Source organism: Geomonas ferrireducens, assembly GCF_004917065.1.
In the GTDB taxonomy this organism is placed as follows: Bacteria; Desulfobacterota; Desulfuromonadia; order Geobacterales; family Geobacteraceae; genus Geomonas; species Geomonas ferrireducens.
Window position 1 is genome coordinate 1492201 of the sequence record NZ_SSYA01000002.1, and the last position, 26044, is coordinate 1518244.

Annotated in this window: 18 protein-coding genes; 14 read left to right on the top strand and 4 right to left on the bottom strand. The window is 64.3% G+C overall.

The window, feature by feature from the left end; translation table 11 throughout:
* From E8L22_RS15375 to E8L22_RS15415, 9 genes are all read left to right on the top strand, one after another.
* Window positions 1-1095, top strand: a complete 1095-nt coding sequence (locus tag E8L22_RS15375; protein ID WP_198420169.1) for an enolase C-terminal domain-like protein — start codon at window positions 1-3, stop codon at window positions 1093-1095.
* A gap of 14 nt (window positions 1096-1109) precedes the next feature.
* Window positions 1110-4016: an FAD-binding and (Fe-S)-binding domain-containing protein gene (locus tag E8L22_RS15380; RefSeq protein WP_136525986.1), complete on the top strand. Its 2907-nt coding sequence runs from the start codon at window positions 1110-1112 to the stop codon at window positions 4014-4016.
* A 172-nt stretch (window positions 4017-4188) separates the two neighbouring features.
* The gene (locus tag E8L22_RS15385; RefSeq protein ID WP_198420170.1) at window positions 4189-4812 is read left to right on the top strand and encodes a histidine phosphatase family protein; all 624 of its coding nucleotides are present in this window, start codon (window positions 4189-4191) and stop codon (window positions 4810-4812) included.
* 15 nt (window positions 4813-4827) lie between these two features.
* Complete coding sequence (locus tag E8L22_RS15390) at window positions 4828-10023, top strand: PAS domain S-box protein (RefSeq protein WP_136525987.1); 5196 nt, start codon at window positions 4828-4830, stop codon at window positions 10021-10023.
* Complete coding sequence (locus E8L22_RS15395) at window positions 10020-11150, top strand: response regulator (RefSeq protein ID WP_246044665.1); 1131 nt, start codon at window positions 10020-10022, stop codon at window positions 11148-11150. The genes E8L22_RS15390 and E8L22_RS15395 overlap by 4 nt, the downstream gene beginning before the upstream one ends.
* A gap of 219 nt (window positions 11151-11369) precedes the next feature.
* On the top strand, window positions 11370-11624 hold the full coding sequence (locus E8L22_RS15400) for a MoaD/ThiS family protein (protein ID WP_136525988.1): 255 nt from the start codon (window positions 11370-11372) through the stop codon (window positions 11622-11624).
* Window positions 11625-11930: 306 nt separating this feature from the next.
* Window positions 11931-13430: a phytoene desaturase family protein gene (locus E8L22_RS15405; protein WP_136525989.1), complete on the top strand. Its 1500-nt coding sequence runs from the start codon at window positions 11931-11933 to the stop codon at window positions 13428-13430.
* 37 nt (window positions 13431-13467) lie between these two features.
* Window positions 13468-14910: a lipase maturation factor family protein gene (locus E8L22_RS15410; RefSeq protein ID WP_136525990.1), complete on the top strand. Its 1443-nt coding sequence runs from the start codon at window positions 13468-13470 to the stop codon at window positions 14908-14910.
* Between the two features lie 155 nt (window positions 14911-15065).
* Window positions 15066-15503, top strand: a complete 438-nt coding sequence (locus E8L22_RS15415) for a phosphate-starvation-inducible PsiE family protein (RefSeq protein ID WP_136525991.1) — start codon at window positions 15066-15068, stop codon at window positions 15501-15503.
* A 46-nt stretch (window positions 15504-15549) separates the two neighbouring features.
* Here the strand turns inward: E8L22_RS15415 and E8L22_RS15420 are convergent, their stop codons facing one another.
* Genes E8L22_RS15420 through E8L22_RS15430 form a run of 3 tightly spaced genes read right to left on the bottom strand, consistent with a single transcriptional unit; the run spans window position 15550 to window position 17255 of the window.
* Window positions 15550-16395, bottom strand: coding sequence for an SDR family NAD(P)-dependent oxidoreductase (locus E8L22_RS15420; protein ID WP_136525992.1), 846 nt, complete (start codon window positions 16393-16395; stop codon window positions 15550-15552).
* A gap of 43 nt (window positions 16396-16438) precedes the next feature.
* The gene (locus E8L22_RS15425) at window positions 16439-16744 is read right to left on the bottom strand and encodes a hypothetical protein (RefSeq protein WP_136525993.1); all 306 of its coding nucleotides are present in this window, start codon (window positions 16742-16744) and stop codon (window positions 16439-16441) included.
* Between the two features lie 43 nt (window positions 16745-16787).
* Window positions 16788-17255 (bottom strand): VOC family protein, encoded by a 468-nt coding sequence (locus E8L22_RS15430; protein ID WP_136525994.1) that lies wholly within the window; start codon window positions 17253-17255, stop codon window positions 16788-16790.
* Between the two features lie 365 nt (window positions 17256-17620).
* Here E8L22_RS15430 and E8L22_RS21585 point away from each other — a divergent pair, with 365 nt between their 5' ends.
* Together E8L22_RS21585 and E8L22_RS15440 are read left to right on the top strand one after the other, a co-directional pair.
* On the top strand, window positions 17621-20197 hold the full coding sequence (locus E8L22_RS21585; RefSeq protein ID WP_246044666.1) for an ATP-binding protein: 2577 nt from the start codon (window positions 17621-17623) through the stop codon (window positions 20195-20197).
* 114 nt (window positions 20198-20311) lie between these two features.
* Complete coding sequence (locus E8L22_RS15440) at window positions 20312-22927, top strand: CHASE domain-containing protein (RefSeq protein WP_136525995.1); 2616 nt, start codon at window positions 20312-20314, stop codon at window positions 22925-22927.
* 1 nt (window position 22928) lies between these two features.
* Here the strand turns inward: E8L22_RS15440 and E8L22_RS15445 are convergent, their stop codons facing one another.
* Window positions 22929-23423 (bottom strand): cytochrome P460 family protein, encoded by a 495-nt coding sequence (locus tag E8L22_RS15445; RefSeq protein WP_136525996.1) that lies wholly within the window; start codon window positions 23421-23423, stop codon window positions 22929-22931.
* 223 nt (window positions 23424-23646) lie between these two features.
* Here E8L22_RS15445 and E8L22_RS15450 point away from each other — a divergent pair, with 223 nt between their 5' ends.
* From E8L22_RS15450 to E8L22_RS15460, 3 genes are read left to right on the top strand one after another with little or no spacing between them, the layout of a single operon-like run.
* The gene (locus E8L22_RS15450) at window positions 23647-24435 is read left to right on the top strand and encodes a transporter substrate-binding domain-containing protein (protein ID WP_198420172.1); all 789 of its coding nucleotides are present in this window, start codon (window positions 23647-23649) and stop codon (window positions 24433-24435) included.
* Between the two features lie 49 nt (window positions 24436-24484).
* Window positions 24485-25285: an amino acid ABC transporter permease gene (locus E8L22_RS15455; RefSeq protein WP_136525997.1), complete on the top strand. Its 801-nt coding sequence runs from the start codon at window positions 24485-24487 to the stop codon at window positions 25283-25285.
* Window positions 25275-26006, top strand: a complete 732-nt coding sequence (locus E8L22_RS15460) for an amino acid ABC transporter ATP-binding protein (RefSeq protein ID WP_136525998.1) — start codon at window positions 25275-25277, stop codon at window positions 26004-26006. Before E8L22_RS15455 ends, E8L22_RS15460 begins: the two co-directional genes overlap by 11 nt.
* Window positions 26007-26044 lie beyond the last annotated feature (38 nt).

The window sequence follows — 26044 nt, forward strand, 5'->3', positions numbered from 1 at the left end:
ATGAGAAACGTGGTGGAAAGGGTCGAGGTGAAGGCGTACCGCATCCCGACCGAGGAGCCGGAGTCCGACGGCAGCTGCCAGTGGGACGAGACCGTCATGGTCGCGGTGCACCTTTACTGCAAGGGGGTGCGAGGGTTCGGCTACAGCTACGCGCATGAATCGGCGGCGATGCTCGTTCGCGACCGGTTAGGGGAAATCGTGCGCGGGCGTGACCCCATCGACATCCCCGGCTGCTGGCTCGCCCTGAACGGCGCGCTTCGCAACCTCGGGGACGCCGGCATCGGCATGATGGCCGTCGCCGCGGTGGACGCGGCACTTTGGGACCTGAAGGCGCGCCTGCTCGAGCTCCCGCTCGTCTCGCTCATCGGGGCCGCGCGCGAAAGCGTCCCGGTCTACGGCAGCGGCGGCTTCACCTCCTACACGGTCGAGAAACTGCAGCGCCAGCTCGCCGGGTGGGTGGAGTGCGGCATAGGCAGGGTGAAGATGAAGGTGGGGCGCGACGCCGGGGCCGACCCGGAGCGCGTCGCCGCGGCGCGCCGGGCGATCGGCCCGGAGGCGGAGCTCATGGTGGACGCAAACGGCGGCTACGCGCGCAAGGAGGCACTGCGCCTTGCCCGCATCTTCGCCGAACAAGGGGTCACCTGGTTCGAGGAGCCGGTGCCGCACCGGGACCGGGAAGGGCTCCGCCTCGTCAGGGATCTCGCCCCCGAGGGGATGGAGGTCTCCTGCGGCGAGTACGGCTTCAACGCGCGCTACTTCCTCGACCTTTTGCGCGACGGCTGCGTCGACGTCATGCAGGCCGACGCCACCCGCTGCGGGGTCACCGGCTTCCTGGAGGCCGCCGCCCTCTGCCGGGCATGGCAGATCCCCCTCTCCTCGCACTGCGCCCCCGCCCTGCACCTGCACCTTTGCTGCGCGGCGGCGCCGGTGCGCCACCTTGAGTATTTTCACGACCACGTACGGATCGAACGGATGCTCCTCGACGGGGTCATAGAACCCCGCGACGGCGCCCTCTTCCCCGATTTGTGGCGCCAGGGGCACGGCCTTTCCCTTCGGGAGGACGAGGCGAAGCGCTTCGAGATCCGACCGCTGTAACGCCGGGAGGAACCATGAGCAAAAGGGAAGCAAACGAGAGCGAGCTGCAAAGCATGAACGCGAAGGCCCTGGAGGCGGCGCTCAGGGAGGCGGTCGACGGCGAGGTCCGTTTCGACAATACAAGCCGCGCCCTCTACGCGACCGACGCCTCCAACTACCGCCAGATACCGATCGGCGTGGTGCTCCCGAAAACGACCGACGCCGTGGTGCGGACCCTGGAGGTCTGCCGCCGGCACGGCGCTCCCGTCGTCTCGCGCGGCGGCGGCACCGCCCTATGCGGGCAGACCTGCAACGCCGCCGTGGTCATCGACCACTCGAAGTACCTGCGCGGCATCCTGGAGATCGACCCGGAGAAAAGGACGGCGCGCGTGCAGCCGGGTGTCGTCCTCGACCAATTGCGGGAAGAGACCGAGAAGTTCCACCTGACCTACGGCCCCGACCCCGCCACCCACACCCACAACACCTTCGGCGGCATGATCGGCAACAACTCCTGCGGCATCCACTCGGTGATGGCCGGTCGTACCGCGGACAACGTCATCGAGATGGAGGTGATCACCTACGACGGGGTGCGCATGAAGGTGGGAGCGACTCCCGAGGAGGAACTCACCCGCATCATCGCGGCAGGCGGGAGGCGCGGCGAGATCTACGCCGGGCTGCGCGCGCTGCGCGACGACTACGCGGAACTCATCCGGCGCCGCTACCCGAAGATCCCGCGCCGGGTCTCCGGGTTCAACCTTGACGACCTCCTCCCCGAGAACGGCTGCAACGTGGCGCGCGCCCTGGTCGGAACCGAGGGGACCTGCATCACGGTCCTCGAGGCGACGGTGCGCCTCGTACACTCCCCGCCGGCGCGCACCCTTTTGGTGCTCGGCTACCCGGACGTCTTTTCCGCCGCGGACCACGTCACCGAGCTGATGGCGTTCGAGCCGGTCGGGCTCGAGGGTCTTGACGAGCTCCTCATTCATTTCATGAAGAAAAAGAAGCTGCACCCGGAGGACGTGCAGCTCCTCCCCGAGGGGAAGGGATGGCTTCTGGTCGAGTTCGGCGGCGACACCAAGAAGGACGCCGACGCCAAGGCGCGCCGGGCGATGGATAAGCTCGGCCGCCAGGCGAATCCTCCCTCCATGAAGCTCTTCACCGACGCGAAGGAAGAGAAGATGGTCTGGGAGGTGCGGGAGTCGGGCCTTGGTGCCACGGCGAACGTCCCGGGGGTTCCGCTTGGCTGGCCGGGATGGGAGGACGCCGCCATCCCCCCCGAGAAGCTCGGCCCCTACCTGCGCGAGTTCCGGGCCCTCCTCGACCGGCACGGGCTCATCGCCTCGCTCTACGGCCACTTCGGCCAGGGGTGCATCCACTGCCGCATCTCCTTCGACCTCTTCACCCACCAGGGGGTGGCGAACTTCATGGCCTTTCTGGACGAGGCGACCGACATGGTCGCCCGTTACGGCGGCTCCTTCTCCGCCGAGCACGGCGACGGGCAGTCGAAGGCTATGTACCTGGAGAAGATGTACGGCCCGGAGCTCGTCGAGGCCTTTCGCCGCTTCAAGGAGTTGTGGGACCCGGAGTGGAAGATGAACCCCGGGAAGGTGGTCGAGCCGTACCGCCCCGACCAGAACCTGAGGCTTGGCACCGATTACAACCCGTGGCAGCCCGAGACCCGCTTTCGCTACCCGCACGACGACGGCAGCCTGCCGCGCGCCGTCTTGCGCTGCGTCGGCGTCGGCAAGTGCCGCCGCGACCGCGACGCCTTCATGTGCCCGAGCTTTCTCGCAACCCTCGAGGAAAAGCACACCACCCGCGGGCGCGCCCGCGTCCTTTTCGAGATGTTCCGGGGCGACTTCCTCTCCGACCGGTGGCAAAGCGCGGAGGTGCTCGACGCGCTCAAGTACTGCCTCTCCTGCAAGGGGTGCAAGACCGACTGCCCGGTGAACGTCGACATGGCGACCTACAAGGCGGAGTTTTTGTACCACCACTACCGGCACCGGCTGCGCCCCCTTGCCGCCTACTCCATGGGGCTCATCGGGATCTGGGGCGCCATCGGGGGGAGGTTCCCCGCTCTCGCCAATTTCGCGGGGCAGACCCCGGGGCTGCGCGCGATCACCAAGGCGGTCGCCGGGATAGCACCCGAGAGGAGCATGCCGCGCTTCGCCGAGGAGAGCTTCACCTCCTGGTACCAAAAGACGGCGCACCCCGCTTCCGAGGGACGCCCGGTCCTTCTCTACCCCGACCTCTTCAACGACTGTTTCTTCCCCGAGACCCTGAAGGCGGCCGTCGAGCTTTTGAGGCACTACGGCCTGCGGGTGATCGTCCCGAAAAAGCGCCCCCCCGCGGTACGCCCCCCCATCGACTACGGCATGCTCGATTACGCGAGGAAAAAGATCCTGCAGGCGGTCGACGAGCTGCATCCCTACGTGCGCGACGGGATACCGGTCCTCATCCTCGAGCCGAGCACCGCGGCGGTCTTTCGCGACGAGCTTCCCGAGCTCTTTCCGGAGCACGAGGACGGCAAGCGGGTGAGCGCCCTCACCTTTACCGTCGCGGAATTCATGAAGAAGGAGGGGCTCGTCCCGCCGAAACTCCAGGGCAGGCTCCTGTACCACGCCCACTGTCACCAGAAGGCGCTTTTGAACCCCGAGGCGGCCCGGGAGCTGATCGGGAAGATGGGGCTTCTCCTCATCGAGCCCCAGAAAGGGTGCTGCGGCATGGCCGGCTCCTTCGGCTTCGAGAAGGAGAAGTACCAGATCTCCATGCGCATCGGCGAGCTCGGCCTCCTCCCCGCGGTGCGCGACGCGCTCCCCACCGACTACATCGTGGCGGACGGCTTTTCCTGCCGCACCCAGATCCTGCAGGCGACCAGCCGCAAGCCCATGCACCTGGTCGAGCTCATGCTCCTTGCCCTGAAACTGCGCGCCCCCATGTAGGCACGCGTCCTACATATCATTAGGACCAGCGTCGCTAGCTCGACGCCCTGGCACTGTGTTAAAGTTCGGCCCTAAGCTTTCAAAGTGTCGGCGCGATGGTACAATCACTGTCAGAAACAGGAGATCACGGTTGTCACACAGAAGGCTCGCTCTCATTCCTTTTGGAGCCACCTTGAGATTCATCTGCACAGCCATTACTTTGCTCTCTCTTGCCATCACCCTTCCGGTTTATGCCGAGGAGCATCAAAAATTCACCGAGCTCCCGGGGACCCACGCCCTGATCAGCCAGCTGCGTGCCGGCGGCTTCGTGCTTTTCATGCGCCACGGAGCAACCGACAGCAGCAAACCCGACCAGTTCCCCCTTACCGACCCAAACGACTGCTCGAAGCAGCGCCCCCTGACCGAGGAGGGGCGCCAGGTTGCCCGCTTCCTTGGGGAGACGCTGCGCCGTGGGAGGATTCCCGTGGACGAGGTCTACGCGGGACCGCTTTGCCGGACGAAAGAGACCGCACTTGCCGCCTTCGGCAATTTCAAGGTGAATCAGAAACTGATGACCACGACGAACCTCACCACCGAAGAAAAGGGTCCGTACCTGGATGAGCTGAGGCGCCTGCTCTCGTCCCCGGTAGCAAAGGGGAACCGCGTCCTGGTCGCGCACGCGCCCAACCTGGCCGACCTGATCGGTTACTTCCCGGGCCCCGAAGGGGTCATCGTAGTCTTCCAGCCCATGGACAACGGCCGTTTCAACTACCTCGCCACCATCCCCCCCGCCGCCTGGGCGAAACTGATCAAGTAGAGGGGAGTGGTTTCCGTGCGTGTCTACCGACCCACCTTTTTCGCCATGTTCTTCCTGCCGGTGACCCTGGTCCTGGTCGCCATCACCCTGTTTTCCATCTGGACCCTCGCCACCGTGAAGCAACGGCACGACCTGCGGGTGGCCGAGCTCGCCGGAGACCTGAGCGGCATCGTCCGGGCCGCGGACTTCGACGCCCAGATGTACGGCATCCACCACCAGCTCGACACGCTGCTCGAGAAGGCGCAGCTCCATAAACTGGACGAGGCGCAGCTGTACCGAAGCCACGTCGAGGTGGTGGACCGGCTCTCGGCGATGCACAGCAAACTCGACCTGATCCGGAAAAGCGTACGGGGACAAAAGCTGCAGGTGACCGAGCTCGCGCAACTGGAAGCGGACTTCGTCCGCTACCGCAGCGACATCATCATGGCCACCGACGCCATCGCGGTCGACCCGGGGCAGGCGAAAAGTTACCTGAAGCTCGCCACCGGTGAATACCTTGCCATCACCGAACACTCGCAAAAGATCGTCGGACTGCTCGCCGACCACGCCGTGCAAAACGGCAAACGCTTCAACGAGCGGCTGGAGGATTTCTCGGGGAAGGCGCTCGCTGCGAGCATGATCTTCATGGCTGCCGCCGCCCTCTCCTGGTTTTTCGCCACCCGGCGCCTCACCCGCCACATGACCCTCATCTCCACCGGCCTCGATGACCTCGCCGGCGGCAAGGAGTTGCAGCACTGGGACGCGATGGCGGATCTTGCGCATTCCCCGACCCAGGGCCCCATCCAGAGGATGGCGAACGCGGTGCTTGCCTTCGTGGAGGCGGTGGACCAGCGCAAACGGACCCTGGAGGAGCACCGCCACGGCGAGGCACAGTTGCGAGCACTGACCGAGACCCTGGAACAGCGCATAAGGGAAGAACAGTGCCTGTACCGCGTCTCGTCGCTGACCGAAGAAGTCACCCCCCCCTTCGAGGAGCAGATGCGGCAGGTGGCGGCCCTCGTGCCGTCGGGGCTGCGCTTTCCCGACTGCGCCGAAGCCCGTCTCACTCACGGCGCCGCCTCTTTCAAAACGGCCGGGTTTGCACCGACCCCCTGGACGCTTTGCGCGAGGCTCGACACCGACGACGGCGACAGCTTCGAGCTCACCGTCGCCTACCGCGAGGAACGCCAGGCGGCGGACGAGGGGCCCTTCCTCGTCGAAGAGCGCCGGCTGCTGGAAAACATCCTGCACCGCTTAGCCGAGGCCGCCAACCGGCGCCGCGCCGCGGAACTGGTCCGCGAGCGCGACAAGCTCATCGCCACCATGTTCGAGCAGAGCACCGAGAGCATCCTGCTCATCGACGTCGAGACGCTCGGCTTCGTCGACTTCAACGACGCCGCGCACGTGGGGCTTGGCTACACCCGCGAGGAGTTCGCCCTCCTCACCGTTCCCGATATCGAGGGGAACTTCACCGTCGACGAACTCCACGCGCTGAAGGAGGAGCTTTCCGAGCGCGACGTCACCGTCTTCCAGACGCGGCACCGCCGCAAGGACGGCGTGCTGCGCGACGTCTCCATGACGCTCAGGCTCATCACCTTCAAGGGGCAGTCCCTCATCTCGTCGGTGTGGCGGGACATCACCGAGCAGCTCGTGCGCGAGAAGGAGTTGGAAAACTACCGGCGCCACCTGGAGGTGATGATCGACATAAGCACGGCCGAGCTCCAGGGGGCGAACAGCGAACAGCGCGCCATCTTCGAAGCCGCCGACGTCGGGATCCTTCTGGTGCGCGACCGGATCATCGGCCGCCACAACGCGAAGGTGGAGGAGATCTTCGGCTATCAGGGAAAAGAGTTGCATGGACAGTCCACGAGGATGCTCTACCCGGACGAGGAAACCTTCCTCGCCATGGGGACCAGGATCTACGAGAGGCTGGCCGGAGGGCACACCGAACGGGACGAGATCCCGCTCAGGCGCAAGGACGGCACGTTGTTCTGGGCGCGGCTCTCCACGCAGCCCCTGGACAAGCAGGATCTGGGCAAGGGGATCGTCATCCTCGTCGAGGACATAACGCGGGAACGGGAGGCGACCGAGGAACTCAGGCGGGCGAAGGAGAGCGCCGAGCGGGAGGCCCACGCGAAAGAGGAGCTCTTGCAGGCGATGCGGCTGCAGGCCACGCAACTCGAGGAGCAGGCGGCCGAGATGGAGATGCAGGCCGTCAGCCTCGCGGAGCGAACGGCACAACTTGAGGAACTGAACCTGGAACAGCGGGCGGTCTTCGACGCGGCAACGACCGGCATCGTCCTGGTGCAAAACCGCACCATCATGAGCTGCAATCGCAAACTAGAGGAGATCTTCGGGTATCAGCCTGAAGAGCTTCTGAACCGGACCACCCGCGGCTGGTTCCCCGACGAAGAGTCCTTTCTCCGTTTCGGAAGCGACATCAGGGACTGCCTCGCGCGCAACCGGATCTTCCACCGCGAGGAGATCCCCTTCCTGCGCAAGGACGGCAGCACCTTCTGGGCGCGGATCTCCGTGCAGTGCCTCAGGGAGAACGACCCCTCCGGGGGCGTGGTCTCCATCGTCGAGGACGTCACTGAGCGCCGCCTGGCACGCCGGGAGATCATCGAGGGGCGCGAGATGCTCCGCCTCATCCTCGACTCCACCGCGGAGGCGATCTACGGCACCGATCAGGACGGGATCTGCACCTTCTGCAACCGCGCCTGTGTCGAGATCCTGGGCTACCGCGACGAGGAGGAACTGATCGGCCGCAACATGCACGACATGATCCACCACCGGCACGCGGACGGCACCCCCATCGACAAGCACGAGTGCCGCATCTTCATGGGGTACCAAAACGGGGAAGGCACCCACGCCGACGACGAGGTCCTCTGGCGCAGGGACGGCAGCTCCTTCCCGGCGGAATACTGGTCCTACCCGCAGTACCGCGACGGCAGGGTCATTGGGGCGGTGGTCACCTTCCTCGACATCACCGAGCGAAAAAAGACGCAGCAGGAACTCGTCGTCGCAAAAGAGGCAGCCGAGGCGGCGAGCCAGACGAAGTCGGACTTCCTCGCCAACATGAGCCACGAGATCAGGACGCCGATGAACGCCATCATCGGCATGTCGCACCTCGTGATGAAGACGAGCCTCACCCCCCAGCAGCTCGATTACCTCTCCAAGATCCAGGCTTCCGGTGAGCACCTGCTCGGCATCATCAACGACATCCTCGACTTCTCCAAGATCGAGGCGGGCAAACTCACCATCGAGGAGGCGGAATTCGACCTGGAGCGTGTGATGGGAACCCTGGCGACCTTCCTCGGAGACAAGGTCCAGGCAAAGGGGCTGGAGCTCATCTTCGACGTTGCCCCGGAAGTCCCCCGCCACCTGGTCGGCGACTCGCTGCGCCTGGGGCAGATCCTGCTCAACTACGGCTCCAATGCGGTCAAGTTCACCGAGGCCGGCGAGATCAGCGTGCGGGTAGGCGTAGTGGAGCGCTCGCGGAACACGGTACTTTTGCAGTTCTCGGTCACCGACACCGGCATCGGCCTCGACAAACAGCAGCAAGGGAGGCTTTTCCAGAGTTTCCAGCAGGGGGACATGTCGACCACCCGGAAATACGGCGGCACCGGTCTGGGGCTCGCCATTTCCAGGCACCTGGCGCGGCTCATGGGAGGAGAGGTAGGCGTCGAGAGCGAGAAAGGGGTGGGGAGCACCTTCTGGTGCACCGTCCGACTCGGGGTGAGCCTAAGAAACGAGAAGCCGCGGGTGACACCCGTCGCGCTGTACGGTTGCCGGGTCCTCGTCGTCGACGACAACGAGCACGCCCGTGGCGTGCTGCACGCGATGCTGCAAAGGACCGGCCTGCGCTCGACCACCGCCCCGTCGGGGACGGAAGCCTTGAGCCTCTTGAAGCGCGGCGCCGAGGAGGGAGACCCCTTCAGCATCGTCTACCTCGACTGGCAGATGCAAGGGATGAGCGGCGCCGAAACGGCACGCCTCATCAGGGAGCTCGACCTGTCCAGCCATCCGCACCTCATCATCCTGACCCCGTTCGGGCGCGAAGGTGACCTGGGCCTCATGTCGGCCGGGTCCGACGCGATTATTCTCGCCAAACCGGCATCCCCTTCCCTGCTCCTTGACGCGGCGATGACGGTGATGGCGCAAACGGGGGGCGCCGAGAAGACCTTCCCCGCGACGGATGCGGCTCCCCTTAAGGAGCAGCGCATCACCGGCCGGGTGCTGCTCGTCGAGGACAACGAGATCAACCGGCAGGTGGCGCTGGAACTCCTCATGGACACGGGGCTGTCGGTGGATCTCGCGAACAACGGCCAGGAGGCGCTCAGGAAGGTAGCTCAGAACAGCTACGATCTGGTCCTCATGGACATGCAGATGCCGGTGATGGACGGGCTGGAAGCAACCGCCCGGATACGCACGAACCCCGCCAAAGACCGGCTTCCCATCGTGGCGATGACGGCCAACGCGCTCCCGAGCGACCGCGCCGCCTGCCTTGCCGCCGGGATGAACGACTACATCACCAAACCCTTCGATCCCGCCCTCTTCCGGGCTACCGTGCTCAAGTGGGTCGGGCTTTCCGAAGGGGAGCGCAGCAGCAAGGCCTCCCGCGCGCAAGGTGCCACCCTGCTCCCCGACGCCGTCAGCGGCATCGATCTCCAACTGGGATTGAAACGCATCGGCGGCGAAGAGCGCGCGTACCTGTCGCTGCTCGAGAAGTTCCGCACGAGCCAGCGCCACACCGACCGGCAGTTGCGCGAAGCGCTGGGCAGGGGGGACCGGGAAACCGCCGCGCGGATCGTGCACACGATGAAGAGCGTGGCGGGGAACATAGGCGCCGAGGCGCTCCAGACAAGCGCGGTGGAACTGGAGCAGGCGCTGCAGACGCGCGGGATGGACCTCGAGCCGGAGCTTGGACGGTTCTCGCAGCTGCTCGCGGGCCTGCTGCACGAGTTGCGGAAAAAACTCCCCTCCACCCCGGTTCAGGACCTCCCGCCGGCGGCGCCAGGGGTCTTGGAGGAGGTCTGCCGGGAGTTCGCGAGGCTTCTCGCTGACGACGACGCCGCCGCAACGGAACACTTCACCGCGCACGCGCTGCTGTTGCGCAGTGCCTTCCCGCAGCAGTTCGCCCGCATCGAGGGGGCGATAAGGACCTACGACTTCGAGACGGCGCTTGCCGCCCTGGCCGAGGCGCAGGGCGAACAGGAGGGTGACGCATGAAAGAGGAAGCCATGGCGGAAACGACGCTCATGCGCCCGACCGTCCTCGTCGTGGACGACACCCCGGACAACATCTCTATCATGTGCGACCTTTTGAAGGGGCTCTACCACGTCAAGGTGGCGCCAAGCGGAGAGAAGGCGCTGCGCATAGCCCGTTCCGGCGCGCCGCTCGACCTGATCCTGCTAGACATCATGATGCCCGACATGGACGGCTACCAGGTCTGCCGCGAACTGAAGGCCTCCTCCGAGACCCGGGACATCCCCGTCATCTTCCTCACCGCCCGCAGGAACATCGACGACGAGCGGCGCGGCCTCGAGCTCGGCGCGGTCGACTACATCACCAAGCCGATCAGCCCCCCCACGGTCCTGGCCCGAGTGCAGACCCACCTGAACCTGAAGGCCGCCAGTGATTTTTTAAAGGACAAGAACCTCTTCCTCGAGCGGGAGGTGGAACGGCGCGCCAATGATCTGCGTGCGGTACAGGAAGTGACCATCATGGCGCTCGCCAGCCTGGCCGAAACGCGCGACAACGACACCGGAAACCACCTGCGCCGCACCCAGTGCTACGTGAAGGCACTGGCGGAGAAGTTGCGGAACCATCCGCGCTTTTCCCGTGAGCTCACCGACGCGAACATCGCGCTCCTTTTCAAGTCGGCGCCGCTGCACGACATCGGCAAGGTCGGCATCCCCGACCGGATCCTGCTCAAACCCGGCCCCCTGGAACCGGAGGAGTTCGAGGTCATGAAGAGGCACACCTTGATCGGCTGGGGGGCGCTCGAATCGGCCAAGCACTCCCTTGGGACCCAGGCGGAGTTTCTGCGCCTGGCCGAAGAGGTAACCCTCTATCACCATGAGCGGTGGGACGGTAACGGCTATCCCGGGCGTCTGGCCGGTGACACCATCCCGGTCTCGGCCCGGCTCATGGCGGTCGCCGATTTCTACGACGCCCTGATCAGTTGGCGCGTCTACCGCCCCGGCCTTCCCCACAAGAAGGTGGTCGGCATGATAAGCGAAGCAAAAGGAACCCACTTCGACCCGGACGTCGTCGACGCCTTCCTGGAACTGCAGGAGCATTTCAGGGAGATCTCACTGCGTTTCGCGGACGACGGAGAGAAGACGCCGTCATAGCCGTCAACGCACAGTCTCATAGTCTCGTCCCACTCCCCTTTTCCGCTTAACTAAATGACCGTTTCTCTGAAAGAAGCTCCTTGTTTGTATGACAAAAAGGTGTACAATTCGAACAAACGTTCGATCCACACGGACTGATGCCTCACGCCATTCCAGTTGCCAGCATCAAACGGTGAAGCACCCGCCCGCAATGTCACAGCAAACAGAAAGGAGTCAGCCATGTCCACGAGAGCAAACACAACGGTACGTATGTTCGGAGCGCTGCACACGGTGCGCAAAAACAGGGGACTGCCGTCGCAGGCGGAAGTTGCCGTCCCGGAGGGAGGGGTAAGCGCCGCGTCCATCGCGCGCGACCTCGATCTACCGATGGAGAAAGTGGAAGCGGTCTTCGTGAACCACCGTGTCCACACCCTCGACCACAAAGTCAACCCCGGTGACAGTGTGGCCTTCATCCCAACCGGCATCCCGTTCTGAGCCCCTCCCCCCTCCCTCTCCGCAGACAGGAGAGGGAGGGGGGGACGCCGCCGTCATCCCGAGCACGTCGTCCCTTCCCTCGCCTTTTCCCGTTTTTCTCTTCTCCACGAAGCACTGCACGAGCCCCAGCATTCCCCCCTTTGGGAAGGGGGGAACGTGAGGCCAACTTTACTGCTTGGAGGGAACACACACGTGGTTCTTTTCCCTTGTTCGGATCGCAAAACACCGCACCGCGCAGGATGCCCTTTCCGCGAACCCTGCTAGACTTAAGCCTCGTGTTTTCAAGGGACGAAAGGAGGAGGCGCGATGCCCTTCGCAGGCGACATAGACGCCGTGGTGGTCGGCTCCGGACCAAACGGCCTCGCGGCCGCGATAACCCTTGCCCGTGCCGGGCTGAAGGTCACCGTCGTGGAAGCCGCCGCCACCATCGGCGGAGGCACCAGGAGCGAGGCGCTCACCCTCCCGGGCTTTCTGCACGACGTCTGCTCCGCGATTCACCCGCTCGCCGCATCCTCACCCTTTTTCCGCACCCTCCCGCTCTCCGAACACGGCCTCACCTGGCTCTACCCCGAGGTGCAACTCGCCCACCCGCTAGCGCATGATGAAGCGGCCCTCCTCTGCCGCGACCTTGCCGCGACCTCCGCCCGTCTCGAAAAAGACGCCGACCGTTACCTGGCCCTCTTCTCCCCGATCGTGGCACACTGGGAGGAGCTCGCCCCCGATCTTTTGGCGCCGCTGCACTTCCCGCAGCACCCCGTTTCTTTCGCGCGCTTCGGCCTTTACGGGCTTCTTCCCGCTACGCTCCTCGGGCGCTCCGCTTTCGGGGGCGATCCCGCCCGCGCCCTCTTCGCCGGCATGGCCGCCCACTCCTTTCTCCCGCTGGAGCGCCCCCTTTCCGGGGCCTTCGGCCTCATCCTCGGAGCCCTCGCCCACGTCGCCGGCTGGCCGGTGGCGCAGGGAGGCTCCGGCTCCATCAGCGCCGCACTCGCCTCCTACCTGCGGCGGCTCGGGGGGGAGATCGTCACCGGGTGCGCCATAAATAGCCTCGCCGAGCTCCCCGCAGCGCGCATCGTGATGCTGGATCTGTCCGCACGCCAGTTGGAAAGGCTCGCGGGGGAAAAGCTCCCGGCAGGTTACCGGCGCAGGCTGGCCGGGTACCGCTACGGCCCCGGCATCTTCAAGATCGACTGGGCCCTGAATGCCCCGATCCCCTGGCGTGCCGAAGGATGCCGGCGCGCCGCCACGGTGCACGTCGGGGGGAGCGCGCCGGAGATCGCCCTCGGCGAGCGCGAGGTCTGGCGCGGCACGCACCCGGAGCGCCCCTTCGTCCTCGTCGCGCAGCCGACCGTCGTCGACCCGTCCCGCGCACCGGAGGACAAACATGTCGCGTGGGGGTACTGCCACGTCCCGAGCGGCTCCACCTTCGACATGACCGAACGGATCGAGGCGCAGATGGAGCGCTTCGCCCCCGGTTTCCGCGACCTCGTGCTCGCCCGGCACACGCGCAACTGCGTCCAGTACCAGCAGTACAACGCGAACCTCATCGGCGGTGACATAAACGGCGGCGTCCAGGACCTGCGCCAGTTCCTCTGCCGCCCCACCCTCTTCGCCCCCTACCGCACCCCGCTTCCCGGTCTCTACCTCTGTTCGTCGGGTACCCCTCCGGGGGGCGGGGTGCACGGCATGTGCGGCTACCATGCGGCGCGCCTGGCGCTTCACGACCTCGGCATCGGCCCGCAGCGGGTAACCGTTGAGGCGCCCGGATACCCGAAGCCGGAAACGGCACCCCCTGCCGGGCCGCCCTGACCCTGCCGGTGAACACCGCACCCACCCGGAGGCCAACATGAACGACGACGGCTACTGGATCATCCGGATTCTTCTGCAAAGGGGGCTTGCCCTCATCTACCTGATGGGCTTTCTCGCCGCGCTGAACCAGTTCCGCCCCCTTTGCGGCGACCACGGGCTCGAGCCGGCCCGCTACTTCATGCGGCTCGTCCCCTTCCGGGACGCCCCGAGCATCTTCCACTTCCTGCCGGGGGACCGCTCCTACCTCCTCTTTTCCATCCTCGGGATCTTCCTGTCGCTTCTGGCACTCGGCGGAATGACCGACGCCTTCGGCATCCTCCCTTCCATGCTTTCCTGGTTCCTGCTCTGGGCCATCTACCTGTCCTTCGTGAACATCGGCCAGACCTTCTACGCCTTCGGCTGGGAGTCGCTCCTTCTGGAGGCGGGCTTTCTCGCCATCTTCCTCGGCCCTTCCAATACCGAGCCGGGGTGGCAGGTGATCTGGCTCTACCGCTGGCTCGCCTTCCGCGTCATGTTCGGCGCGGGGATGATCAAGATCAGGGGGGACAACTGCTGGCGCGACCTCACCTGCCTTGACTACCACTTCGAGACGCAGCCCATGCCGAACCCGCTCAGCCGCCTCTTCCACCGCCTTCCCCCTTCGGTGCACAAGGCAGGGGTCCTCTTCAACCACCTGGCCGAACTCATCCTCCCTCCCTTTTTCTTCGCGCCCCAGCCGGTCGCCGCGGCCGCCTCGACCGGTTCGCTCCTTTTTCTCGGCTCCATCATCGTGAGCGGCAACTTCGCCTGGCTCAACTGGCTCACCGCCGTCATCTGCCTGAGCCCGCTGGACGGCACGCTCATCGCCCAGCTTTTCTCCCTGACGGCGCCCCCGATGGTTCCCCAGGCGCCGCTTTTCACCGCCCTCACCTGGGGGCTTTGCATCCTGGTGGCGCTGCGCAGCGTGGAGCCGGTAGTGAACCTCTTCTCCCGCTCGCAGATCATGAACACCTCCTTCGATCCCTTCCACCTGGTGAACACCTACGGGGCCTTCGGCAGCATCACGAAGGAGCGCTACGAGATCGTCATCGAGGGGACAGAGGAGGACGCGGCGGGGGTCGACGCGAACTGGCGCGCCTACGAGTTCAAGGGGAAACCGGGGGACCCGCGCCGCATCCCACCCGTCGTCGCGCCGTACCACATGCGCCTGGACTGGCTGATGTGGTTCGAGGCGATGCCCGGGCAGGCGGGACACTCACGCTGGTTCGTGCAGTTGGTGATCAGGCTTTTGGAGGGGGACGCCGCAACGCTTAGGCTCCTGCGGGGAAATCCCTTCCCGGAACGGCCGCCGCGCTACATCCGCGCGCTTTACTACCGTTACCGCTTCGGCAGGAAGCAATGGTGGGACCGTGAACTGGTCGGTGAATACATGGTGCCCGTTTCCCTGGAGCACCCGGTACTAAAACTGGTGCGTGAGCGCTACCGGAACGGGGATCGCTGACGACGGCAGGATGAGGACGGCAGGAAGGAAACGGAACCGGCCCCGCAAGAGGCCGGTTTTTTTATTCCTTTTCGTGACGCAATCGTAATGCTGACAGCAACCGGCTGTAACCTTCGCCTGGTACCATTCCGGCAAAAAGCTGAGGAGAAAGCGATATGTGGAGAGAAAACACGGTGGATTTAAAGCTCGCGCGTTTCTACGAGATGTCGACGCGCGTGGTGCTGACCTTTCTGATCGTCACCATCCTGCTCGCCATCCTGGCCGGTGTGGGATGCACGCTGTACGACCTGCGCCTTGTCTTCGAGGTGGAGTTTCACGCCGCCTTCAAGCAGATCATGGTGGACCTTCTGACCGTGCTCGCCGTGATCGAGGTGCTGCGTACCGCCCTCGCCTATTCCACGGAGGGGCGCGTCAAGGTCACCTACATCATCGACACGGTCATCGTCACCGTGCTGACCGAGGTGATGGCCTTCTGGTACAAGGATATCGAGTGGCAGGAGGTGGCGATGACCATCGCGCTGGTGCTTTCGCTCGCCTTCACGCGCATCGTCGCGGTACGCTTTTCCCCCGCGGCGGCGCGCAGGGAGCTGTAGGGGGAAGAGCAAGTGCCGGGAGAAGATCCCCCGGCACCCTCTGTCTCTAAACCTTGTGCAGGCTGATCCACCTGAGCGTCAGCTCGCGCAGGCGACGGCGCGCCTCTTCGTCGTAGGCCTGGGGATCGGCCCGCTCCGGCCGCCCCTGGTCGAAGTAGAGCCCGGTCATCCCCTTCACCTCTTCATCCACGGCCAGGCGCAACAGGTAGCGCGCCCCTTCGTCCACCGTGGTCCGCGCCGTCCCGAACCATTCCCGCACCATGTTGGTATCCATGAGCGAGGCCGGGTGCATGGCGTTGACCGTGACCGGACTCCCGGCAAGTTCCCGCGCCAGGTCGAAGCTGAACATGATGAGGGCGAGCTTGCTCTGGCTGTAGGCGCGCATGCCGTCGTACTCACGCTCGAGCATGACGTCCTCGAAATCGATGGCTTGCTGCGCCACCGAAGCCACGTTCACGATGCGCGCCTCCCCGGTCTCCTCCCCCCTCAGCCGCAACAGCGGCAGGAGCCGGTAACTCAGCAGCACCGGCGCCAGGTAGTTGACCGCGAAGCGGAGTTCGTAGCCGTCCGCGCTGGTCTCGCGGTGCTGCGGCTCAGGCCCGGCGCCGAGTCCAGCGTTGTTGATGAGAACATCAAGCCCGCGCCAGTCTGCCGCGACCTCCTCCGCTAAGGCCTCCACCTCGGCGAGCGAAGAGAGATCGGCGTTATAGTAGTGCAGCCGGTCGCTGCCGCTGGACGCCCCGATCTCTTCCAGAACCCGTTTCCCCTTCTCGGGGTTTCTGCCGTGCAAAAGCACGGTGGCGCCAAGTTCGGCGAGACCGGCGGCGACACGTGCGCCGAGGCCGTCGGTGGCGCCGGTAATCATTACAACCAGTCCTTCCTGTCTCTTCATGGTGAACCTCCTCGCGTCAGGCGCTCTCGCCTTAACCAAGGTCTTAATCCTGGTCCCCTTTTCCCGCCACCCAGAAGGCAAGCCACTGCTGCTGCGGCGTGAGACTGTTGCCGTACTGGACGATCACCCCGTCCTCCCGCTGGTAGCTGCAGGACCAGCCGGGCCTGTCGGCACCCGGGAAGGTGGGGTAGTCACCCGGATGCTCCATGGCGTTGTAAGGGGCGGCATAGGTCCCGTCGTCTTTCGGGGGAACGCAGCGCCCACCACCGGTGTACCAGATCTCAGAGGCTTCGACGCAGGAAGCCGTGACGATCGCTATGGCAAAAGCTGCCATGACTCTTTTTTTCATGTTGCCGATCCTCCCGTTATTGCATCAAAAGGTCAGGTTGCCTTCAGCTCTTGGATGCTTCGGCGAAGGCAGCCTCGGCCCCTGCGCGGATCTCCTCCGGGGCCAGGTCCCTGGTGTGGGTTGCCAGCATCCAGCTGTAGCCGAAGGGGTCGCGCAGGGAACCTGCCCGGTCGCCCCAGAACATCTCCTGCACCTCCATCTGCACCGTCGCCCCGGCCTCTACGGCGCGCCGAAAGGCGGCGTCGACGTTGTCAACGTAGAGGTAGAAGCTGATGGGCGAGGCGCCCATGCTTTCCGCGCTCTTGCACTGCGGCTGCTCGTCTCCCATCATGAGGATGGAATCGCCGACGAGGAGCTCGGCGTGCATGATGCCCCGGCCGTCCGGTGTCGGCATGGCGTAGCGCTCGATGGCGCCGAACGCGTTTTTGTAGAAATCTATCGCCTTGCGGCACTCCCTGAACATGAACATGGGGGTGACGCTGTGGAATCCTTCCGGTATCGGTTTCAGCATGACAAACCTCCCATCTTTCAAGCATTTGCTTCCGATCAGTTCAGCATAGGATCCCCCCGTGTCGTTGTCAACAGTACCGACACACTGCTCGTCGCACCGCTTTCGTTGCGTGTTTTCCGTGTCGCCCCCGTGACAGTCATCGAGCCGCTGCGCCGCGGGTTGAAGGCCGGGCATACGCGGCGTAAGCTTCTCAGGAAAGCTGCAGTGGTATTTTTTTCATCGGTTTTTATCAATCTGTGGTAAAGACTCATCTTGCAGCTACCGATGAGGAAACTACCAGCATCCAAACTGTCGAAGCACGCTCATGCTCTGAGGACGACAAAATGACTTGGTTGCGTCTCGTTGTGACAGTGGCATTTCTTTTTATGTCAGCATATTCGGTTCCCGATTGCGGCGCTGCACGCACCGAGAGTACCGTCGTCCTCACCCCCCAGGAACAGCAGTGGCTCAAACAGCATCCGGTCATCAAACTCGCCCCCGACCCCGATTTCAAACCGATCGAGTTCTTCGACGAAAACGGCAGGTACCAAGGGGCCTCAGCCGACATCATCCGCCTCCTCGAGAAAAAACTCGGTATCACCATCACCGTCGTGCACCTGAAGAACTGGGACGAGGTGATGGAGAAGTTCAAGACGCACGAGGTGGACCTCCTGGGCGCCATGGTGAAGACCCCGAACCGGGAGAAATTCGCCCTCTTCACCGACACGCTGGTGACCGTCCCCGGCGGGATCTTCTCCAGGGTCGGCGTGCTCCCGGGACAGACCTTGGCGGGGCTGAAGGGAAAGAGGGTCGCGGTGGTCTCGAACTACGCCGCCCACGACATCCTGAAAAGCAGGTACCCAGAGATCAGGCTTGAGGTGGTGCCGGACGTATCGACCGCCCTCGCCAAGACCTCGCTCGGCATGGTCGACTACTACGTCGAGAACATGGCCAACGCCACCTATTACGCGCAGGAAAGCGGCATCACGAACCTGCAGCTCGCCGGCAGGACCGACTTCGAGTACCGCTGGGGGATGGGGATAAGAAAGGACTGGCCCGAGCTGCAGGGGATCCTCAACAAGGGGCTGGCCGCCATAGGGCCCGAGGAGCGCAGCGAGGCCCTCAAGAAATGGCTCTTCGTCGACGACATGCACTGGCGGCCGACCAAGACCTTCGTGGCGATGGCCGTCGCGGTTCTCCTCGCCCTGCTGCTCGCAGCCGCGGCCTACGCCAACTACGCGCTCAAAAAAGTGGTGAAAAGCCGCACCGCGTCGCTGCAGGAAGAGCTCCGCGAGCGGGAGAAGGCGCAACTGGCGCTGAAGGAACTCTCCCTTCAGCTCGAGGACCGGGTGAGAGAGCGCACCGCAGAACTGGAGCGGGAGATCGCGGAGCGGAGCAAAACCGAGCAGGCGGTGGCGGCAAGCGAGCAGCGTTTCCGGGATCTCTTCCAGAACGTGGCCGACCCGGTCTACATCGCGGACGCCGACGGCCGGATCATCGCCGCCAACGACCAGGCGGTAAGCGAGGTCGGCTTTACCCGCGCGGAACTCCTCGAGCGGCGCATAGAAGACCTCGACGCGATCAACGACGCCCCGGAGAAGGTCGCCGAGCAGTTCCAAGGCTTCTCCAACGCCGCCTCGGCGACCTTTGAGACCATGCACCGCAGAAAGGACGGCTCCACCTTTCCGGTTGAGGTGAAGGTGAGGCTGATCGACTTCGACGGCCATCCCGCCGTAATCGGGGTGGCGCGGAACATCTCGGAACGCAGGAAAGCGGAAAATGAGCGCCTAAGGCTCGAACAGCAGCTCCTGCACGCGCAGAAACTGGAGAGCCTCGGCGTCCTGGCCGGCGGCATCGCGCACGACTTCAACAACATCCTCACCTCCATCATCGGAAACACGGAACTAGCCCTCCTGCGTCTTCCCGCGCAGTCCCCCGCCCTTGAGAACCTGCAGCGCGTCGAGGCCTCCGCCGTTCGCGCCGCCGACCTCGCCCGCCAGATGCTCGCCTACTCCGGCAAGGGGAAGTTCCTCATCGAATCCATCGACGTGAACCGCATGCTGCAGGAGATGGGGCACATGCTGGAGGTCGCCATCTCGAAACGCGTGGTGCTCGACTACCAGCTCGGCGAAGAGCTTCCGGCCGTGGAGGTGGACGCGACGCAGATCAGGCAGATCGTCATGAACCTCGTCATCAACGCCTCGGAGGCGATCGGCGACAGCGGCGGCACGATAACCGTCGCGACTTCCTGCGCCGACTGCAGGGAGGAGTACCTGAACGACGCATGGCTCGTGGACCCGATCCCCGCCGGATCTTACGTGGTCATCGAGGTCACCGACGACGGCTGCGGCATGGACAAGGCGACCCTTTCCCGGATCTTCGACCCCTTCTTCACCACCAAGTTCACCGGCCGCGGGCTAGGGATGGCCGCAGTCCTCGGCATCATCCGCAGTCACAAAGGGGCGATCAAGGTCTACAGCGAACCCGGCCGAGGCACCACGTTCAAGGTGCTTTTACCCGCCGCGGCGGGGTGTGCCGGGGTGAGCGCGCCCGAGGCCGAGGCGCAAAACTGGCGGGGCGAAGGGGTGGTGCTCCTCGTGGACGACGAGGAGGAGATCCGCTCCACCGCCGGGGAGCTCCTGCGCGAACTGGGGTTCGAAGTGATAACGGCACGGGACGGCTGCGAGGCGGTCGAGGCCTACCGGATGCGCGGCGACATCGCCTTCGTGCTTTTGGACCTCACCATGCCCCACATGGACGGGGAGCAATGTTTCCGCGAGCTGCGCCGGATCGATCCATCCGCCAAGGTCATCATGTCGAGCGGCTTCAGCGAGCACGAGGTGGCCAAGAAGTTCGCCGGCCAGGGATTGGCGGGGCTGATCCAGAAGCCGTACAAGCTCTCCTCCCTGCGCAGCGTCATCATGGCGAGCCGGAACGCGGCTGCCGCGTCCCCCCCTTCATGATGGTTCCGGTTTAAGTGCGCGGCCGGGCGGGATGATTGAATTCGGGAAAAACTCCTGTAAAGTAAATCATCTTCCGCACGATGCGGAACCTCCCCATCACCACGGGAAACGCGCATGCCGAACGCAAACATTTACGCACAAGAAAAATCCCCCATCGCGCCCATCACCCCCTGGGGAAGGATCATCACTTTCCTCCCCTATCTCGTCATGACCCTCTCCCTCTTGATGACCTGGTTCTTCTGGCGCCAGTACGACCACAGCCTCAACGTACGCAGCCAGACCATCTTCAGCGACCGGATCCAGGAGATCACCGAGCGCTTTTTCACCAAGCTCGTGGACGACGAGCAGATACTGCGCGGCGCGGCCGGGCTTTACAACGCAAGTGAAGACGTGACACGCGACGAGTGGCACCGCTACGCGCAGTCGCTTTCTCTCGAGAGCAACTACCCGGGGCTGCAGGGGCTCGGTTTCACCGAGGTGGTGTACCCAAACGGGAGGGAGCGCCACATCCGCCGCATACGCAAGGAAGGCTTCACCTCCTACAAGATGTGGCCCGAGGGCGAGCGCCCCTTCTACACCGCGATCATCTACCTCGAGCCCTTCGACTGGCGCAACCAGCGCGCCTTCGGCTTCGACATGTTCTCCGAGCCGGTACGGCGCGAGGCGATGGAGCAGGCCCGCGACCGCGGGGAGGCCGCAGTGACCAGTCCCGTCGTCCTGGTTCAGGAGACCGAGAAAGACACCCAGAAAGGGATCCTGATGTACATGCCGGTCTACCGTCAGGGCGCAGCAATCGCCACGGTCGCGCAGCGGCGCGAGGCCCTGAAAGGTTTCGTCTACAGCCCGATCAGGATCCTCGACTTCATGTCGGCGAACTTCCCCAAGGGGGGCAACGACATCGGCTTCCGGATCTTCACGGAAAAAAGCGAAAACCCGGGCGCGCTGCTCTTCGACAGCACCGCCGCCTGGAAAACGAAGGTGCCGCGCGATTACCGCAGCGATCTCACGGCCTCGCTCACCATGCACCGCTTCGGCCGCGACTGGCTCTTTTCCTTCCACTCCCTCCCCGCCTTCGCCCTTGAGCAAGGGAGGGGGCAGTCCCGCGGTTACCTGGCGGGAGGTTTGACGGTGAGCCTCCTTCTCACCGTGATCGCCTTCATGTTGCGCTCCGCCCATGCAAGCGCCATCGCCGCGGCGCAAGCCATCAACGAAAGCCGCGAGCGGTACCGCAAGATCTCCGAGGACAGCCCCGCCTACATAAGCACCATCCTTCCCGACGGCACCATCACCTACGCTAACCCGGCACTAGCCGCCGGCTCCGGCATGACGCAGGCGGAAATGATCGGGAAGAACTTCCTGAACTTCCTGCTGCCGGAGTCGCGCGAACAGGTGCGCCGGGCCCTGAACGCCACTTCGCCGGAAAACCCCACCTGCACCACGGAACAGGCCCTGAACGGTCCCGACGGGAGCGTCAGCTGGCACCAGTGGACCAACCGGGCCCTCTTCGACGAGCAGGGAAGGGTCACCGCGTTCCAGGCGGTGGGGCAGAACATCACCGATCGAAAGCGCGCCGAGGAGGAGCGGACGCGCCTGGAACAGCAGATGGTGCACGCACAGAAGATGGAGAGCCTCGGCGTTCTGGCAGGCGGGGTCGCCCACGACTTCAACAACATCCTCATGGCCATCATCGGCAACGTCGACCTCTCCCTCATGGCGCTTCCCGCCGACTCGCCGGTGGTCACGAACCTGAACCGGATCCAGCAGGCGGCAATGAGGGCCGCCGACCTCGCAAAACAGATGCTCGCCTACTCCGGCAAGGGGAGGTTCTTGGTCGGCCCCGTGGACCTGAACCGGGTCGTGAAGGACCTCGAGCACATCCTCGAAGGGTCGCTCTCGGACCGCACCGGCCTCGAACTGGAACTGCACATGCCGCTTCCCAACATCGAGGCGGACGTCACGCAGATCCAGCAGATCCTGATGAACCTCGTCATGAACGCCTCCGAAGCGATCGGCGACGGGCGCGGCGAAATCGGCATCACGACTGGGGTGTTGGAAATGGACCACACGAGCCTTAAGGACGTGCTGCTCGGCGAGCACATGGAAGAAGGGAGCTACGTTTTCCTGGAGGTGCGCGACAACGGCTGCGGCATGGAAAGGGAAATGGTTGCCAAGATCTTCGACCCCTTCTTCACCACGAAGTTCACCGGGCGCGGCTTAGGCCTCGCCGCGGTGCACGGCATCGTGCGCGGACACAAGGGGGGGATCAAGGTCTACAGCGAACCGGGCAGGGGGAGCGTCTTCAAGGTCCTCTTCCCGCAAGCCGACGCGACGGGCGAGGAGAAGGGCGCGCCCTCCCCCGCCGCGGACGTCTGGCAGGGGGAGGGCAAGGTGCTGCTCGTGGACGACGAGGAGGCGGTGCGCTCGATCGCCTCGGCGCTTTTGCGCGAGCTCGGCTACACGCCGCTTCTGGCCGAAAGCGGCGAGGAGGCGCTCGCCATTTACCGCGACACAGAAGGGATAAAGGCCGTCTTACTCGACCTCACCATGCCGCACATGGACGGCGAGGCATGCTTTCGCGCGCTGCGGCTCATGGACCCGGAGGTGAAGGTGATCATGTCCAGCGGCTTCAGCGAGCACGACGTGGTCGAAAAAATCAACGGCGGCCTTGCCGGTTTCATCCAGAAACCGTACACGCTCGGGACGCTCAGGGCCGTCATGAAAAAGGTGTGAATCAGGGTGTCACGGCCATCCTGGTAAAGAGGTAATCGTTCCCCGCCACCGGCGTATGACAGCCGAAGCACTCGTTCACGAACGACGCATCCTTACCGTACGGCTTCAGATCCTTGCCGACGAACCTGGCGAAGCCCCACCCTCCCGTCTCCTTGTACTTCTTCGCATCCTTCACCATGAACTCGACCTGCACGAACTCCCCGGCCTCGGTCGCCATGGGAAATGACGGGTGTTTCACCGCCTTCCAGGCCACCTTGGCGAGCACGCTGCCGTCTGGAAGAGGCTTCACCCCGGCCCGCAGTGCCGCAACGGCGGTCTCGTTTCCGGTGATGACACGGATGTGCCCCTTGTCCTCCCGATACGACGGAGCGACCACCCTCCAGGAGATGTAATCCGGGTAGAGGGAGATGCCGTTGGGAGCGACCGGGGTGGGGCCGGCAAGCACGGGGATCGCCATGGACAGCAGACTGACACAGGCAAAAATCGCTTTCCTCATAAAAAACCTCCTCCAAGACTGGTGACGGTAATTGCACAGACATTGTGGGAAGGGTTGGAAGTCGAAAATGGTAAGCGATGAAACAATAACAAAAAAATTGGGCGGGTAAAGACGCCAGTCACATATAAAAAATCAGACGAAGCACACCAAGGGACCGCATTTGACAGTCGGGGTTGCCGGGTGTATTAGGTTATGCCGAGTTTCGCAGGAAAAGGAGGATGTTTTGTCCAGAGCAATCGGCTTTTTGAGCATCGCTGCCTTTATTCTTCTGTTCTCCGCCGCGTCCCCGGCGTTTGCTTCGAAAACGCTCGTGGTCGGCATGGAACTAGCCTACCCTCCATTCGAGATGACCGACGCAAGCGGCCGCCCGGACGGGGTAAGCGTGCAGCTCGCGCGGGAACTCGGCAAGGCGCTCGGGCGCCCGGTGGAGATCAGGAACATCGCCTTCGACGGGCTGATCCCCGCGCTCAAAACTGGGAAGATCGACCTCATCATCTCCTCCATGACCGCCACCGCCGAGCGGGCGCGCTCCATCGACTTTTCCGATCCCTACTTGAGCACCGGCCTCTGCCTTCTGGTGGGGAAGGATGCACAGGTCGCCTCGATAGCCGACCTCGACCAGTCCGGGCGCACCGTCGCGGTGAAAAAGGGGACCACCGGTCACGTCTACGCCGCCGCGCACCTGAAAAAGGCGAGCCTCCTGGTCCTCGACAAGGAGGCTGCCGCGGTCCTCGAAGTCGTACAGGGGAAGGCCGACGCCTTCATCTACGACCAGATGTCCACCTTCCGCAACTACCAGAGAAACCCCGAGACGACGCGCGCGATCCTGAAGCCCTTCCAGACCGAATCGTGGGCCATAGGGATGCGCAAGGGAAACGGCGCGCTGAAAGCGCAGGTGAACCGCTTCCTCGCCGACTTCCGGCGCTCCGGCGGCTTTGAGAGGCTGGGCGATCGCTACCTGAAGGAGGAGAAGGAGAGCTTCCGCAGGATGGGCTACCCCTTCTTCTTCTGACATCCCCCAAGCGGGGCGCACTGCGCCCCCCGCCACCTGCCGAGGTGCCATGTCCCACCGCCGCTTCCAGATCCTTTTCGCGCGCAGCAAAGGTAACCACGAGGAGATTCCCCGCTTCGGCCGCGCCGTCGGGGTGATAAGCGCCCTTTTTCTGCTCGCGCTCGTCTTCAGCTTCGCCTTCTCCCGCCTCCACTACGGCTGGAATTGGGATGCCGTGTACCAATACCGGCAGAAGTTCGTCTCCGGCTGGCTCATCACCCTCGCCATCTCCGCCGCATCCCTGGCGGCGAGCCTCGTCATCGGCCTCGCCGCCGCCCTCTCGCACCGCTCCCCATTTCTGCCGCTGCGCTACCTGGGAAAAATCTACATCGAGCTCATCCGCGGCACGCCGCTTCTCGTGCAGATCCTCGTCTTTTTCTACGTGGTGGCAGACGCGTTCGGGATCGGAAACCGCTACGTTGTGGGGACGCTCACCCTCGCCTTCTTCGCCGGGGCCTACATAAGCGAGATCATTCGGGCCGGGATCGAAAGTGTCGGGGAGTCGCAGCTCGATTCCGCCCGGGCCATCGGGCTCACCCCGTACCAGACCTACCGCTACGTCGTCTTTCCCCAGGTGATGCGCAGGATCCTCCCGCCGCTTGCGGGACAGTTCGCCTCCCTGATCAAGGACTCGTCGCTTCTGTCGATCATCGCCGTCAACGAGTTCACCCTGAACGCCCAGGAGGTGAACGCCTTCACCTACTCGACCATGGAAAGCTACCTCCCCCTCGCGCTCGGCTACCTGGCCCTCACCCTTCCGATCTCCATGCTGAGCAAGTACCTGGAGAGGAGGTACCGCTATGCGTCTTAGTCTCGACGGGGTGGTGAAACGCTTCGACGGGGTGACCGCCCTGGACGGCATCTCGCTTTCGCTCTCCGGGGCGCGCTCCATCGCGCTGATCGGCCCCTCCGGCGGCGGCAAGTCCACCCTGTTGCGCGTGCTGGCGGGGCTCGAGCTTCCGGACCAGGGGGGCGTGGAGATCGACGGCGTGCCGCTTCCGACCGACGGGGAGAGCCTGATAAAGTACAGGCGCAGCATCGGCACCGTCTTCCAGTCCTACAATCTCTTCCCCCACCTGACCGCGCTCGAAAACGTCACCCTCCCCCTAGTGCAGGCGCACGGCTACGCGAAAGAGGCGGCCGACGGCTACGCCATGGAACTGTTGGACCGTTTCCAGCTTGCCTCCCACGCCGGCAAGCGCCCCTACGAGCTCTCCGGCGGACAGCAGCAGCGCGTCGCCATCGTGCGCGCCGTCGCGATCAAGCCGCGCTTTTTGCTCTTCGACGAGCCGACCTCCGCCCTCGATCCCGAGATGACCGCCGAGGTACTCGACCTGATCGCGGAACTCCGCGCACAGGGAAGGGAGCTGATTATCGTGACTCACGAAATGGGTTTCGCGAAGCGAGTCGCCGACCACGGCATCTTCCTCGGAGCAGGCAGGATCGTCGAAGAAGGCCCCGCCGCGGAACTCTTCGACACCCCCCATACCGCCGAACTCAAAGCCTTTCTCGGCAAGGTTCTCAAATATTGAGGTTCTCCAGGAAATTCCCTGGAACCAGGGGTGCAGCT

Coding starts and splice junctions, on each gene's coding strand:
- E8L22_RS15375 (WP_198420169.1), top strand. CDS start 1: ATGAGAAACGTGGTGGAAAGGGTCGAGGTGAAGGCGTACCGCATCCCG.
- E8L22_RS15380 (WP_136525986.1), top strand. CDS start 1,110: ATGAGCAAAAGGGAAGCAAACGAGAGCGAGCTGCAAAGCATGAACGCG.
- E8L22_RS15395 (WP_246044665.1), top strand. CDS start 10,020: ATGAAAGAGGAAGCCATGGCGGAAACGACGCTCATGCGCCCGACCGTC.
- E8L22_RS15400 (WP_136525988.1), top strand. CDS start 11,370: ATGTCCACGAGAGCAAACACAACGGTACGTATGTTCGGAGCGCTGCAC.
- E8L22_RS15405 (WP_136525989.1), top strand. CDS start 11,931: ATGCCCTTCGCAGGCGACATAGACGCCGTGGTGGTCGGCTCCGGACCA.
- E8L22_RS15410 (WP_136525990.1), top strand. CDS start 13,468: ATGAACGACGACGGCTACTGGATCATCCGGATTCTTCTGCAAAGGGGG.
- E8L22_RS15415 (WP_136525991.1), top strand. CDS start 15,066: ATGTGGAGAGAAAACACGGTGGATTTAAAGCTCGCGCGTTTCTACGAG.
- E8L22_RS15420 (WP_136525992.1), bottom strand. CDS start 16,395: ATGAAGAGACAGGAAGGACTGGTTGTAATGATTACCGGCGCCACCGAC.
- E8L22_RS15425 (WP_136525993.1), bottom strand. CDS start 16,744: ATGAAAAAAAGAGTCATGGCAGCTTTTGCCATAGCGATCGTCACGGCT.
- E8L22_RS15430 (WP_136525994.1), bottom strand. CDS start 17,255: ATGCTGAAACCGATACCGGAAGGATTCCACAGCGTCACCCCCATGTTC.
- E8L22_RS21585 (WP_246044666.1), top strand. CDS start 17,621: ATGTCAGCATATTCGGTTCCCGATTGCGGCGCTGCACGCACCGAGAGT.
- E8L22_RS15440 (WP_136525995.1), top strand. CDS start 20,312: ATGCCGAACGCAAACATTTACGCACAAGAAAAATCCCCCATCGCGCCC.
- E8L22_RS15445 (WP_136525996.1), bottom strand. CDS start 23,423: ATGAGGAAAGCGATTTTTGCCTGTGTCAGTCTGCTGTCCATGGCGATC.
- E8L22_RS15455 (WP_136525997.1), top strand. CDS start 24,485: ATGTCCCACCGCCGCTTCCAGATCCTTTTCGCGCGCAGCAAAGGTAAC.
- E8L22_RS15460 (WP_136525998.1), top strand. CDS start 25,275: ATGCGTCTTAGTCTCGACGGGGTGGTGAAACGCTTCGACGGGGTGACC.